At 65.4% G+C, this 14,345-nt stretch carries 12 protein-coding genes; 7 read left to right on the forward strand and 5 right to left on the reverse strand.

All coding sequences use genetic code 11. The features are described from left to right. Nucleotides 1-129: 129 nt before the first annotated feature. Nucleotides 130-966, forward strand: coding sequence for a DUF559 domain-containing protein (locus tag CH281_RS06660; protein ID WP_094693531.1), 837 nt, complete (start codon nt 130-132; stop codon nt 964-966). Nucleotides 967-1,190: 224 nt separating this feature from the next. Then, a complete protein-coding gene (locus tag CH281_RS06665; RefSeq protein WP_094693533.1) occupies nt 1,191-2,339 on the forward strand; it encodes a pyridoxal phosphate-dependent aminotransferase in 1,149 nt (382 codons plus the stop codon). A gap of 65 nt (nt 2,340-2,404) precedes the next feature. Here CH281_RS06665 and CH281_RS06670 read toward each other — a convergent pair whose 3' ends face one another. Further along, nucleotides 2,405-3,418, reverse strand: a complete 1,014-nt coding sequence (locus CH281_RS06670; RefSeq protein WP_256983387.1) for a GntG family PLP-dependent aldolase — start codon at nt 3,416-3,418, stop codon at nt 2,405-2,407. 58 nt (nt 3,419-3,476) lie between these two features. Here CH281_RS06670 and CH281_RS06675 point away from each other — a divergent pair, with 58 nt between their 5' ends. Further along, nucleotides 3,477-4,124: a TetR/AcrR family transcriptional regulator gene (locus tag CH281_RS06675; protein WP_032367536.1), complete on the forward strand. Its 648-nt coding sequence runs from the start codon at nt 3,477-3,479 to the stop codon at nt 4,122-4,124. A gap of 11 nt (nt 4,125-4,135) precedes the next feature. On the opposite strand, the gene CH281_RS26765 is transcribed toward CH281_RS06675, so the two are convergent. Next, entirely contained in the window at nt 4,136-4,282 is a 147-nt protein-coding gene (locus CH281_RS26765; protein WP_179274136.1) for a hypothetical protein, read from the reverse strand. Then, complete coding sequence (locus CH281_RS06680; RefSeq protein WP_218829774.1) at nt 4,279-4,929, reverse strand: DsbA family oxidoreductase; 651 nt, start codon at nt 4,927-4,929, stop codon at nt 4,279-4,281. Before CH281_RS06680 ends, CH281_RS26765 begins: the two co-directional genes overlap by 4 nt. Nucleotides 4,930-5,065: 136 nt before the next feature. Between CH281_RS06680 and purB the strand changes: the two genes are divergently transcribed. Further along, nucleotides 5,066-6,484, forward strand: a complete 1,419-nt coding sequence (purB, locus tag CH281_RS06685; RefSeq protein WP_094693539.1) for an adenylosuccinate lyase — start codon at nt 5,066-5,068, stop codon at nt 6,482-6,484. Nucleotides 6,485-6,530: 46 nt separating this feature from the next. Here purB and CH281_RS06690 read toward each other — a convergent pair whose 3' ends face one another. Then, the gene (locus CH281_RS06690) at nt 6,531-7,322 is read right to left on the reverse strand and encodes an HAD-IIA family hydrolase (protein WP_032381794.1); all 792 of its coding nucleotides are present in this window, start codon (nt 7,320-7,322) and stop codon (nt 6,531-6,533) included. A gap of 91 nt (nt 7,323-7,413) precedes the next feature. Between CH281_RS06690 and CH281_RS06695 the strand changes: the two genes are divergently transcribed. After that, nucleotides 7,414-7,839 (forward strand): HIT family protein, encoded by a 426-nt coding sequence (locus tag CH281_RS06695; RefSeq protein WP_094621587.1) that lies wholly within the window; start codon nt 7,414-7,416, stop codon nt 7,837-7,839. Here the strand turns inward: CH281_RS06695 and CH281_RS06700 are convergent. After that, nucleotides 7,826-9,037, reverse strand: coding sequence for an ABC transporter substrate-binding protein (locus CH281_RS06700; protein WP_094693541.1), 1,212 nt, complete (start codon nt 9,035-9,037; stop codon nt 7,826-7,828). The genes CH281_RS06695 and CH281_RS06700 overlap by 14 nt on opposite strands. A gap of 116 nt (nt 9,038-9,153) precedes the next feature. Between CH281_RS06700 and CH281_RS06705 the strand changes: the two genes are divergently transcribed. Then, nucleotides 9,154-12,645 (forward strand): non-ribosomal peptide synthetase, encoded by a 3,492-nt coding sequence (locus tag CH281_RS06705; protein WP_094693543.1) that lies wholly within the window; start codon nt 9,154-9,156, stop codon nt 12,643-12,645. 43 nt (nt 12,646-12,688) lie between these two features. Continuing rightward, nucleotides 12,689-14,344: a (2,3-dihydroxybenzoyl)adenylate synthase gene (locus tag CH281_RS06710; protein WP_094693563.1), complete on the forward strand. Its 1,656-nt coding sequence runs from the start codon at nt 12,689-12,691 to the stop codon at nt 14,342-14,344. The last annotated feature ends 1 nt before the right edge of the window (nt 14,345 follow it).

The following is a 14,345-nucleotide window of genomic DNA, read 5'->3' on the forward strand; positions in this document are numbered from 1 at the left end:
AGCACACGGGATCCCGATCGCCGGGGCTGAGAGTGGACGCTGAGCCCAGTTGTCCACAGGCATTCGCGTTGTCCACATTTCTCGGATCGGGCTCCCGCGAACAGTTCTCGAGCACAAAGCTGTTCGACCATGGGGGTATTCACGAGGCAGCAACTACTCGACAGTGGCGTCAGCGCAGGGGCAATCGACTATCGGGCCAGGGTCGGCACGCTGACCCGGCTGTTGCCGGGCGTCTACTGCACAGGAGAGCCGTCGTTCCGCGACCGATGCGTCGCCGCGACGTTATGGCAACCGGATGCAGTGCTCAGCCACCTGACTGCGGCGTGGTGGTGGAACCTGATCGATGACGAACCCGAACAGGTGCACATCACCGTGCCCCGCAGCACGCGAGCGCGGTGCCCTTCGTGGCTGCGCGCGTATCGTCGAACCATTCGGGAGACGAGTTTCGTCGACACCCTCCCTGTCGTGACGATCGAGCAGTGCATCGTCGACGTGTCGGCGTCACTCGGTGGGGCAGCCCTGGAACCGTTCGTCGACGCAGCGCTCAGCGGGTCCGTCAGCAAACGCGGATTGGCGGCGCAATGCGCGAAGTCGGCCGGAATGGCAGGAGTCACCGAAGCGAAGAAGCAGCTGCGACAGTGCTGCCCACGCACGCTCTCCGAACCGGAACGACTGGTGGCCCGCGCACTCACCGCGGCAGGCTACTTTCTCGAGATCAACGCGGCGGTGGGGCAGTACTTCGCCGATCTGTTGGACCGTCGAGCCCGGGTGATCATCGAGATCGACGGCCGTGAATTCCACAGCGCGCCGGGGGTGTTCACCAACGACCGAGTGCGCCAGAACGCACTGCAACTCGACGGGTGGCTCGTGCTGCGATACTCGGCCGCGCTGGTGATGACCGACCTCGACGCCGTGGTGCGCCAGATCATCGAGACCGTTCGACGTCGCCGGAAGGCGCTGAGCTGAGTGTCCACTATGTGTGGCCGGAGGCGGGATCCCGTGCCTGCCGCGAAATTGTGGACAGTGAGCTCGCCTGTTCGGCTCCACTGTGCTGAGTGTCCACTATTTGTCGCTGGAGGCGCGATCCCGTGCTTGCCGCGGAATTGTGGACAGTGAGCTCGCCTGTTCGGCCCGCGCAATCCTATGCCTGCCGCGAAATTGTGGACACTCTAGTCAGTAGTGTCGATGGAATGCACAGTGAATCGCAGCGATCGAAGGTCGAGCCGTTCCACGTGATGGATGTGTTCGCCGCGGCAGCCGAGCGGGCGCGTACTCACGGTGATGTGCTGTCGCTTGCCGCAGGTCAGCCGTCGACCAGGGCACCCGAGCCGGTGTTGCGCGCCACCCGAGACGCTTTGGATTCGCATCTGCTCGGGTACACCGAAACGCTGGGTATTCTGCCGCTACGGCAAGCGATCGCGGAGTATCACAGCACGCGGTACGGCATCACCGTCGAGGCCGACGACGTGGTGATCACCACTGGGTCGTCGGGTGCATTCACGTTGCTGTTCCTCGCTGCGTTCGACGCGGGGGATACCGTCGTCATGGCCAGGCCCGGGTACCCGGCGTATCGAAACACGTTGGCGGCGTTTGGCTGTCGCGTCGTCGAACTGGATTGTGTGGAGGAGACACGGTTCCAGCCCACCGTCGCGATGCTCGACGAACTACCGGAGCCGCCTGCCGGGCTCATCGTCGCCAGTCCGGCCAATCCCACCGGCACGATCATCGACCCCGACGAGCTGGCCGCCATCGCACGCTGGTGCGACGAGCATGGAACGCTGTTGATCTCCGACGAGATCTATCACGGCATCTCCTACGGCGACTCGCGCACGTCCAGCGCCTGGGAGACGTCGAAGGAATCCGTGGCCATCGGATCGGTGTCCAAGTACTTCTCGATGACGGGGTGGCGCATGGGCTGGATGCTGCTGCCGGCCCGATTGCGCAGGGCCGTCGAACGTTTGGCGTCGAACATGACGGTCTGCCCGCCGGCGATCTCGCAGGTGGCAGCCATTGCGGCGTTCACCGAAGAGTCGCGCCGCGAGCTGGATTCGCATGTCGAGCGGTACGCCGTCAACCGCAGGATCCTGCTCGACGGTTTGCCTGCGTTGGGTATCACCGATCTGGCTCCGGCCGACGGTGCCTTCTACGTCTACGCCGATATCGCGCATCTCACCGACGACTCTCGTAGTTGGTGCGCCCGCGTGCTGGCCGAGACCGGTGTCGCGTTGGCACCCGGCGTCGACTTCGACACCGTCCGCGGGAACCACACGGTGCGATTCTCGTTCGCGGGCACCACGTCCGACGTCGAAGAAGCGTTGGAGCGACTACGTCGCATGTGAATGGAAACTCGTAGCAGGCTACGAGGCAGGAGTGGAGCCTGCGGAACGACAGGAAAGCGCTGCGCTCACATGCGGCGCAGCCGCTCCAGCACCTCGTCGATGTCGGCGGCGGACACGTCGCGATGCGTCACGAAGCGCACCTTGCCGGCGACGGTGACGGCGGCGATGCCCAGATCTGTCAGCTCGGTCACCGTCCGAACAGGATCGGCGACGGCGGCGAGCACGATATTCGTCTGGGGTTCCGCGACCTCCCAGCCCCGTTCACGAAGGCCGCGTGCCAGCGTCGAGGCATTTGCGTGATCCTCGGCGAGATCGCCGATTCGATCCAGGGCGACGAGCCCTGCCGCAGCGAGCACGCCACCCTGACGCACGCCGCCGCCCAACATCTTTCGCACACGCCGGGCCTCGTGGATCCGCGCCGCATCGGAGACGAGCATCGAGCCGACGGGTGCGCCGAGCCCCTTGCTCAGGCAGACCTGCACCGTGTCTGCGCCGGCGGTCAACGACGCGATCGGAACATACAGTGCCACAGCGGCATTCCACAGCCGAGCCCCGTCGAGGTGAATTCTCAACCCCGAGTCACGTCCGGCAGCAACGAGTTCCGCCCACTCGTCCGGTCCTAGCACGGCACCGCCGGCGAAATTATGTGTGTTCTCGAGCGAGAGCAATGTGGTCCGCAGGGCGAAGTACGGCCCGACGCCGCCGGCTGCCGCACGCACCGTCGACGCAAGGGGGCGTCCGGGGCCACCGTCGTGGGGAAGTGCCTCGGGCATTCCGCCCGCCAACCAGGCTGCGGTGCCGAGCTCGGAGCCCAGGACGTGCGCGTGCTCCGGGGCCAGGAATCGATCGCCGCGCTGCAGATGGAGCATCAGCGCGATGATGTTGCCCATCGAACCGGACGGCACCCACAGCGCCGCCTCGAAGCCGAGCAGATCCGCCACTCTTTCCTCGAGCGCCGCCATCGTCGGATCGTGGTCGAGGACGTCGTCACCCACTTCGGCGTCGGCCATTGCTTGTCGCATGATCGAATCTGGTCGGGTGATGGTGTCGGAGCGAAGGTCGATAGGTCGATGAGCCACGAACACTGACAATTCCATAGCGCGAAAGCAGTCCGACGAACGGCTGCGAGCTGGCACGATGACTGGAATGTCCGCAGGTCCGACCGAGTCGCAGCACAAGGTGTCGGGTGCGACTCCGAAGGGAGTGCGCCGCCGCCACGCTCTGGCGTCGGCGGCTGCAGACCTGCTGGTCGAGGGTGGATTCGACGCGGTTCGGCACCGGTCGGTGGCCGCTCGCGCCGGACTGCCGTTGGCGTCGACCACCTACTATTTCGAGTCGCTCGGCGACTTGGTGGCCGCCGCGGTCGACGTCGTCGGGACCCGCGAGATCGACGTCATGCGCGGACGTATCGACGACGAGGGCAAGTGCTCGCAGAAGATGGAGTCGACCGTCGACCTCATCGTCGACCTGCTGATCGGGCCGCAGGGCGGCCATGAGCAACTGGTCGCGAGATACGAGCGGTTCATCGCGTCGGCTCGGCATCCGGAACTGCGCGAGGTGCAGCTGAGGCTGCGTGCCCAGATCGACGACCTGCTGACCGATGTGCTGCGTCGATCGGGGCGCACGGTGCAGGAAGAGCAGCTACGACGACTCGTGGCAGTGGTCGACGGTGCAGTGGTGGGCGCGCTCAGCGAGGTGGATCCTGATCCGCGCGAAATGGCGCGCAGCATGCTCTTGGCCGTCATCGACATCGTGGCACCGGCGGAACAGGTGTCTGCCGATTGACTCAGGCCCCCTCAGGCGGGCGTGTTCAGCCCGAAGTCGTTCTCGCCCGAGTCTGCGTCTCGGATCGGCGGCACCTCGCACACACCGTCCTCGCAGACGGGGCCGTGGTCGTCGCCGACCATCTCCAAGTCGCCGACCATCTCCAAAGGGCCACTCATGCGCCGGCCGCGGCCTTCTGCAGGATGTCGGCGAACACCGACGGTTCCTGCGCGCCCGACACACCGAGGCGACCGTCGATCACGAAGAACGGCACACCACTGATTCCGTAGGCGATGGCCTGCTCCTTGTCCGCGCGCACGGCGGGCAGGAACTCCTCGGACTTCAGCGCCTCGACCACCTCGTCACGATCGAGACCGATCTCCGCGGCCAGGTCGGCGAGGTCGTCGACGCGTCCGACGTGGCGGCCCTCCTCGAAGTAGGCCGCCAGCAGCCGTTCCTTCATCTCGACCTGCTTGCCCTTCGACTTGGCGAAGTGCAGGAGCTCGTGCGCCTTGACGGTGTTGGTGTGCTGCACGGCGTCGAAGTCGTACGCGAGCCCCTCGCCTGCGGCCAGCTCGGTCATCTGCCCCAACATCTGCGTGACCTGGGCGGCCGGCATGCCTTTGTGGGAGACGAGGAAGTCGACTTCGGTGCCGTCGAAGTCGACCGGTGTGTCGGGTGCCAGCTCGAACGAGTGGAACTCCACCTCGAGCGTCCCGCCATCGGCGATGAACTCCGCAGCACCTGCCTCGAAACGGCGCTTACCGACGAAGCACCACGGGCACGCGATGTCGGACCAGATGTCGACCTTCACTGTTCGGCTCACGGCGGCTGCAACATCGGAATGCGGTGCGGTTATTCCATGCGGCGATGATCGCGGGAGGTCGGTGGCGGCAGTCCACTTTCGAAACAGTGCAGTCGTCTTCCGAGACCGACAACTGCGCCACGTAAGCTGGACGCTCGTGAGCATCCCGAATGTCCTGGCCACCCGTTACGCAAGCCCCGAACTGGTGGAGCTGTGGTCTCCGGAATACAAGATCACGCTCGAACGGCAACTGTGGATTGCCGTGCTGCGCGCACAGTCCTCGCTCGGAGTCGACGTGCCCAACGCGGCGGTCGCCGATTACGAAGCTGTCGCTGACCAGGTCGACCTGGCATCGATCGCCGAGCGGGAACGCGTCACCAGGCACGACGTGAAGGCTCGCATCGAGGAGTTCAACGCCCTCGCCGGTCACGAGCACATCCACAAGGGACTCACCAGCCGCGACCTGACCGAGAACGTCGAGCAGCTGCAGATTCTGCGTTCGCTCGAACACGTCCACACGCACGGTGTCGCCGTGGCGAAGCGGTTGGCCGAACGCGCCGCCGAATACTCTGCCCTCGTCATGGCCGGTCGAAGCCACAACGTCGCCGCCCAGGCCACCACGCTGGGCAAGCGTTTCGCATCGGCCGCCGACGAGCTTCTGCTGGCGCTGTCCCGGCTGCAGGAACTGATCGCGCGTTACCCACTGCGCGGAATCAAGGGCCCGATGGGCACCTCGCAGGACATGCTCGATCTGTTCGGCGGAGACTCCGCGAAGCTCGTCGCACTCGAACGCATCGTCGCCGATCATCTCGGCTTCCGGCACACGCTCACGAGCGTCGGCCAGGTGTATCCCCGCTCGCTCGATCACGAGGTCGTGTCCGCGCTGGTCCAGGTGGGTGCCGGGCCGTCGTCGTTCGCGCACACCGTCCGTCTGATGGCGGGCCACGAGCTGGTCACCGAGGGCTTCCAGCCCGGCCAGGTCGGGTCGTCGGCGATGCCGCACAAGATGAACACGCGCTCGTGTGAACGCGTCAACGGCCTGCAGGTGGTGCTTCGCGGCTACGGATCGATGGCCGCCGAGCTCGCCGGAGCTCAGTGGAACGAGGGCGACGTCTTCTGTTCCGTCGTGCGTCGCGTCGCGCTGCCCGACGCGTTCTTCGCCATCGACGGTCTCATCGAGACCTTCCTGACCGTGCTCGACGAGTTCGGCGCGTACCCCGCCGTCATCGCCAAGGAACTGGATCGCTACCTGCCGTTCCTCGCGACGACGAAGGTGCTGATGGCGGCCGTACGTGCAGGCGTCGGCCGCGAGACCGCACACGAGGCGATCAAGGAACACGCCGTCGCCGTCGCGTTGGCCATGCGTGAGCAGGGACTCGAGCCCGACCTGTTGGATCGGCTGGCAGCCGACGACCGCCTGCCGCTCGACCGCGCTGCACTCGATGCGGCACTGGCCGACAAGACGGCCTTTGTCGGCGCTGCGGACGCTCAGGTCAGTGCGGTCGTCTCGGCCGTGGAGCGGCTGATCGCGAAGTTCCCGGCCGGTGCGGCCTACAGCCCGTCGCCGATTCTCTGAGTTCTCTGTTGTGAGTGGAAACTCGTAGTGGGCTGCGAGTTTCCAGTCACATCAGGACGTCCGGCAGGTCTGCGACGGAATCGATCACGTGATCGGGTTCCATCGCGAATTCGTCGGTGATGCGTCGATCGAGCACGTCCTGACGGAACTTTCCGGTGCGCACCAGGACACCGGTCATGCCGACGACCTGGGCGGCGAGGACGTCGTTGTCGAGGTCGTCGCCGACCATGACGACGTCGTCCGGGTCGACGCCCATCCGCTCGGACGCCGTGCGGAAGCCCAGGGGAGCGGGCTTGCCGATGGCTTTCGCGGCGTGTCCGGACGCTTGCTCCATCCCGGCGAGGTACATGCCGGTGTCGATGCGCAACCCGCCACCGGTACTCCACATCAACGATCGATGCATCGCGACGACGGGAATGCCGCGACACAGCCAGTCGTAGACGCGACTGAGACGCTCGTGCGTGAATTCCGGGCCGGCACCGCCGACGACCACGACATCCGGATCCCCGGACGACTCGTCGACGAATTCGATGCCCGGCATATCGGCCGCGATCTCGCCGTTGTTGATCATGACCACCCGAGCATCCGGGTAGTTCTCGCGTAGATGATCCGCGGTGAGCGACGCGGCGGTGACGATCTCGTCGGAATGGACGTCGAGTCCGACGTCGCGCAATGCCGCCGCTATCTGCTCGCGCGTCTTCGAGGTCGTGTTGGTCAGGAACGCGCGTGCAATGTCGTTGTTGTCCAGGTACTTCAGCGTCGCGGCTGCTCCGGGTACCGCCTGCCACGACGTGACGAGTACGCCGTCGATGTCGAAGAGAACCCCGCCGATGCTCATCGGCAAACAGTAGTCGGGTCGAGTCAGTCGTGCAGTTTCAGCAGTCGCGGTGTCGTTCGTGCAGTCTGCGCTCACGCCTAGGCTCGATGCCGTGAACCCCTACACGATTTTCTCCGAGATCATTGCTGGGACCGCCGAGGCGTCGCGCGTCCACGAGGACGACACCGCGATCGCGTTCATGGACATCAGGCCTCTCACCACCGGGCACGTGCTCGTGGTGCCCAAGCAGCAGTATCGGACGCTGGCCGAGTTGCCGCCCGAGATCGGTGCGCATCTGTTCGTTATCGGGCAGAAGGTGGCTGCCGCTGTGCGAGCGAGCAATCCGCGCGTCGCCGGGGTGAACCTGTTCCTCGCCGACGGCACGGTGGCAGGTCAGGAGATCTTCCACGTGCATCTGCACGTCATCCCGCGCATGATCGGCGACGGATTCGGCCTGCGGGCTCGGCCGTCGTCGCCGCATCGATCCGAACTCGACCGACTGGCGGCGGAGATCGCGGCCGCGCTTACTCGGCAGTGACCTTCTGCGCCTTGGACAGTGCATCGGCGTAGACGTTGATGGTGTTGGTGTAGCGGCTGTAGCTCTTGTTGGCGCCGTAGTCCCACAGCACCATCTGTTGCTTCTCGACGGCGGAGATGGTGTCGAAGCCGGGGTAACGGCTCGGGATGTCGGCAAGCTTCACGTCGGATGCGTTGGCAACGTCGTGGTAGACGAACGCGACATCGGCATCGACACTCGACACGTTCTCCCAGGACACCTTCTTCCAGTAACCGTCGTCGGTGCCGTCGGAGGTGTACATCTTCAGGCCCCAGCTTTCGTAGTCGCTGAAGTCGGGATCCGCCGACGGGTCGAGTACGTAGGCGACGTCGAGGGGCCAGACTCCGACTCCGGTGAGGTCCTGACGTTCGGACGCAACCTTCTTGAAGTTGGTGACAGCAGCGTCGTAGTCGGACTTGATGTCTGCCAGCTGTGGGGTGTCGAGGTCGACGCCGAGCGACGACGCCAACCCGGCGTAGTTCTCGATGGTCTTCGCGGTCGACGTCGTGTCCAAGGTGACCCCCAGGGTGGGAGCGATCCGATCGATCGTGTCGGCCTTGGACGAATCGGCCGTCGTGGTCAACTTGCCGAACTGGCCGAATCTCGGGTTGAACTCACCGATGACGAGATCCGGGTCCAGGCTGGCGGCTTTCTCGAAATCGAAGGTGCCCCAGGTCTCGCCGACCGATTCGATGCCCGTCAGATCGGAGCAACTCAGAATCGGGCTGGTCCCCATCGGCGTCGTCGACCAGATGGCGATCGGCTTGATTCCGTACGACATCAGCGCAGCGGCGGATTCCTCGTCGGCGATGATTCTGGTCGGTTGTGCATCGAGGGACACGGTCCGTCCGCGGCCGTCGGTATATGTGAACGGTCCGGACGCTCGGTCGACCGAATCGACGCGGTCGTTCGCACTGCACGCGGCGGGGTTCGCGTTCAGGTCGACGGCCTGGGTGCCGGCGTCGTCGCTGCCGGTGGTGTCACTGCTGCACGCGGCAGCGGCGAGAAGCACGAGAACCGCGATGCCTCCGGTGAGGGCGCGGGGTGCGGAGCCGAATCTGCCCGAAGTCGGTGTCACGTGTCTGCTTTCGTCGAGGCCGAGATGGCCGATGTCGAGTGGAGCGCCGTTCTTCCTGGTGTCGAGGTAGGGGCCGAGGGCACCCTCCTCGCGGTGGCCCACAGATGCTAGCCTCCTCAGGGTCGACTAAGCGAGGGTAGCCTTTCCTTATGGACGGGCTCTGGATATCGCCTGGTCGCGCGCATACGCAACACAGTCGATCGAAGGGGACTCACCGGATGGATCAGCGGGGAATCGGACGGGACGAACTGCGGGCGGTGGTTGCAGAACTGATCGGTGCGGAACCCGGGGCTGTGTCGATGGACGCGGATCTGTTCGAGCTCGGTCTCGAATCGATCGTTCTGATGCGGTTGGTCGGGAGATTCCGCAAGCAGGGGTCGACGGTGACGTTTGCCGAGCTCGCTGCGCAGCCGAACATTTCTGCCTGGTCCGAACTGATCGGTGGTTCGGCCGAATCGAGTTCCCGAAACCCCGAGCGGCAATCGACTCTGGTCGAACCGGACACGTCGGAGTTCGATCTCGCACTGTTGCAGCACGCCTACTGGATCGGGCGCAGTGCCGAGCAGCGGTTCGGCGGGGTCGCACCGCATCTCTACACCGAATTCGACGGCGAGGCAGTGGATCCCGATCGACTACGTGCGGCGCTCGATGCCGTCGCGCAACGGCACGAGATGTTGCGGGCCCGGATTTCGGACAACGGACAGCAGCGCATCGAACCGACCTCGGGGTGGCGCGGGTTGACGGTCCACGACCTACGATCCGAGTCCGACCCGACCGACCGCCTCGAAGAAACGCGGCTCCGTCTGACCCACCAGATGCTCGATATCGAAGCGGGCGAGATGTTCTCGGCCGATCTGTCGCTCCTGCCGAACGGTCGCACGCGTCTGCACCTGGACATCGACATGATCGCCGGCGACGCAGTGAGTTTCCGTATTCTGGTTGCAGACCTGGCGCGGGCCTACGACGGCGATCCCCTCCGGGCAATCGAGTACAGCTATTCGCGGTACCTCGCCGATCGGCCGCTCGATCGACGCAGCGCCCGTGCTCAGGCCGAACGCTACTGGTCCGAGCGCGTCGACTCACTGCCCGGTGCGCCGACTCTTCCGTTGCTGGAACATGATTCGGGTGCTCCGGTAGCGTTGCGTCGGGCATTTCATCTCGACTCCGCGGCATACGGCGATCTCCAGACGCACGCCAGAGCCCACGGAGTCACCCCGGCGGTGGCAGTGGCCACGGCGTTCGCCGAGGTAATCGGTGCCTGGTCCCGCGAACAACGGTTTCTGCTCAACGTGCCCATGTTCGATCGCGCTCCGACGCATCCCGACGTCGAGAATCTCATCGGTGACTTCTCGTCGTCGGTCATGCTGGAAGTCGATCTGAGCGAGCCGCTCTCGTTCGTCGAACGTTCCCGTCGGATCCGGTCCCGACTGCACGAAGACGCCTCGCACGCCGACTATTCCGGGGTCGAGGTGCTGCGCGACCTCGGCCGCCGTCGAGGAGAGCCGGTGCTGGCTCCCGTCGTCTTCACGAGCGCGCTCGGTTTGGGCGAGTTGTTCGACGCTCGCGCGCGGCAGGTCTTCGGTGATCCGGTGTGGATCATGTCGCAGGGGCCGCAGGTGGTTCTCGACGCGCAGATCACCGAACTCGACGGTGGCGTGTTGGTCAACTGGGACATACGCGAGAACGAGTTCCTCCCAGGAGTTCCCGACGCGATGTTCGACGCGTTCGAGACGCTGGTTCGCGCACTCGTGGTCGACGGTGACTCCGTGTGGGCGGAGCCTGTGGGTCAGCTGGTTCCACCGCGTCAGCTGATGTCGCGAACTCCGGCAGCCGATGTACCCCGAACGGACGCATCGCAGTCGGCCGGGAACGAGACTCTGCACCGCGCCTTCTTCGATCGCGCGTCGCAGCATCCCGACGCGCTGGCGCTCGAGTGGGGCGAGAACGGGTCGATGACGTACGGAGACCTACGAGATCGTGCTCTGAAAGTAGCTGCTGCGCTGACCGATCGCGGCGTGGGGGTGGGCGACACGGTGGGGGTGACGCTGCCGAAGGGGCCCGATCAAGTGGTCGCAGTTCTCGGTGTGCTCGCCGCGGGCGGGGTGTACGTACCGATCGGCGTCGACCAACCGTCGAGCCGTGCTGCGCTGATCGCCCGAAAAGCGGGGTTCACGGTGACGATCGGCGGGTCGGGCGACGACGGTCTCGCGGTGTCCCACGCGATCCTGAGTGAGCCTCGGCCCGCCCCGCACCTCGGCCCCGACACCGCGCCCGCGTACATGATCTTCACCTCCGGCTCCACGGGTGAACCGAAAGGTGTTGTGGTCTCGCATCGAGCCGCGATGAACACGATCATGGATCTGGTCGAACGTTTCGACCTGAACGAGGGCTACCGTCCATTGTGCCTGTCCGAGTTGGACTTCGACCTGTGCACGTTCGACCTGTTCTCGGTGTTCGCGGCCGGCGGTACGGCCGTGCTCATCGAGGAACACGAGCGCAAGGATCCGCAGCGCTGGGCCGCGCTGATTCGTGCGCATCGCGTCACGGTGATCAGCTGCGTGCCCCCGCTGCTGGACATGATCCTGTCCACCGGTGACGATGTGGGCGGTTCGCTCGAGGTCGTCATGCTCGGCGGCGACAAGGTGAGTATCGACCTTTACCGGCGGCTGACGGCGGCGGTTCCCGGATGTCGGTTCGCCGGACTCGGTGGCGCTACGGAAACCGCGATCCACAACAGCATCTGTGAGGTCGTGGACGTCGATCCGAACTGGCGCACGGTCCCGTTCGGGGTGCCGCTCGCGTCGATGGCGCTTCGGGTGGTCGATGCGCGTGGGAACCAGGTGCCGGACTGGGTGCCCGGTGAGTTGTGGGTCGCGGGCGTCGGTCTCGCCGACGGCTATCTGGGCGATCCCGAGCGTACGAACGAGCGCTTCGTCGAGGCCGACCGCTACCGCTGGTACCGCACCGGAGACCTGGTTCGGTACTGCCCCGGCTCGATGGCCGAGACCGGCTCCATGGTCGAATTCGTGGGCCGTGTGGACAACCAGATCAAGATCAACGGATTTCGGATCGAACTCGGAGAGATCGAAGCGGCACTCACCGCGGATCACGAGGTGGCCAGTGCCGCAGCCGTTGTCGACCGCACCGCAGCTCCGATCCTGCTGGCCGCCGTGGTGCCGACCGATCGAGACGCGGATCCCCGTGAGACGGTAGCGGCCGTGAGGGCCAGGGCCGCCGAGCGTCTCCCAGCGCACATGGTGCCGGAGCAGATCGTGACGGTCTCCGCGCTGCCGCTGACCGTCAACGGCAAGATCGACTCCGCTGCCGTCGTCCGGCTGTGTCGCGCAGCGGGAGAAAGCGAACGGGTCGATGCCCGGATTGCGCCCAGAACTCACCTCGAAAGCGCCCTCGCCCTGATCTGGCAGAAGGTACTCGGCGTCGACGGCATCGGTGTGACGGACACGCTCTTCGCGCTCGGCGGCGATTCCGTCCTGGCGACGACCATCGTCGCCCGCATTCGCGAGTCCTTCGACATCACGTCGGTCACCGTGCGCATGATGTTCGCGGCACCCACCGTGGCCGGGCTCGCGGACCGGATGATCGGCGCAGAAGGTGACGCAGAATTCCTCGAGGCCACCGCCGAGATCTTCCTGTCGGTCGAAGCGATGTCGGAGGACGAACTGTCGGCCGCGCTCGAACACCATTCCTGACCCGCTTCGCATTCCCGGAGGACGAGAATCCATGGTGCAGAACATGACCGAACTTGCCGAGCCGGACGCCGACGTCGACGCTTTCGTACCGTTCGGCGACGAGCGTGCCCGCAGGTACCTCGACGCCGGGTTGTGGCGAGGTGAAACCCTTCCGGAGGTGTTCGCAACGTGGGCGACGCAGTTCGGCCCTTCGAGGGCGGTCGTCGACGATCGCACGGAGCTGAGGTACGACGAGCTGCTTCGACGAGTGCGGAGCGTCGCAGCCGGATTCGCCGATCGCGGCATCGAACCGGGCGACCGGGTGGTCGTGCAATTGCCGAACTCCGTGAACTTTGCGGTCGTGCTGTTCGCTTTGCTCGAATGCGGAGCGATCCCGGTGCTGACGCTGCCTGCACATCGCCGACGTGAGATCACCCATCTCGCCGCCACCGCATCGGCGGTGGCGTACGTGATCTCCGATCGGGACGGCGACTTCGACTATTGCGAACTCGCCGATGAGGTTCTCGCGTCGGTGACGAGTGTTCGGCACGTCTTCGTCGACAGTTCCGGACCCGAATCGAACGGCGGCGGGTCCCATACCTCTCTGTCCGCGGTGGCCGGGGTGCCCCGACAGTTTCCGCGCGCCCGGCCGACCGATCCTGCCTTACTGCTGGTCTCCGGTGGCACGACGGGATTGCCCAAGCTGATTGCCCGTACGCACAACGATTACGAATACAACGCCAGGGCCAGTGCGGAGGTCTGCGATCTCGGGCCCGAGGACGTGTATCTCGCCGTTCTCCCTGCCGCACACAACTTTCCGCTCGCATGCCCCGGGCTGCTCGGTGCCCTCGGGGTAGGGGCAACGGTGGTGTTCTCCGGCAGTGCCAGCCCAGACCACGCGTTCGCGCTGATCGAGAGGTATCGCGTGACGATCACGGCGCTGGTTCCGACGTTGACTCATCTGTGGTGCGAGGCAACGGAATGGGAGGATGCAGACCTGTCCAGCTTGCGGTTGCTGCAGGTCGGGGGAGCGAAGCTGGCACCTGAGGTCGCCAAGCTGGTCGAGCCCGCGCTCGGATGCCGGCTGCAGCAGGTGTTCGGCATGGCCGAAGGGCTACTGAACTACACCCGAGCCGAGGACAGCGCGGAACTGGTGATCGGAACGCAAGGCAGGCCGTTGTCCCATCTGGACGAGGTGCGCGTCGTCGGTGCGGACGGAAACGATGTATCGCCCGGGGAAGTCGGTGAATTGCTGACGCGGGGCCCCTACACCATCAATGGCTATTATTCTGCGGCAGAACATAATACGACTGCCATCGCCCCTGATGGGTTCTATCGCAGTGGGGATCAGGTGCGCGAGCTCGAGTCCGGCCATCTCGTCGTCACCGGTCGCATCAAGGACGTGATCACCCGAAACGGCGAGAACGTCGCGGCCGACGAGCTCGAAGACCTGCTGCTCACCCATCCTGCAGTAGCGCGGGTCGCGGTGATCGGGGTGCCCGATGCCGCTGTGGGCGAAAGTGTCTGCGCAGTCGTGGTGCCGAACGGAAGTGGTCTGACCGTCGCCGACGTGCGGGCCTTCCTGACGGCGGCCGGCTGCGCCGGATTCAAACTGCCCGATCGCGTGGTGACACGAACATCGCTGCCCGTCACCGCCATCGGCAAAGTGGACAAGTCCTTGCTCGTCACACAGTGCACGCAACAGCAGCCGACTCGATGAA

This window comes from Rhodococcus sp. 06-221-2 (genome assembly GCF_002258365.1).
Classification (GTDB): Bacteria; Actinomycetota; Actinomycetes; order Mycobacteriales; family Mycobacteriaceae; genus Rhodococcoides; species Rhodococcoides fascians.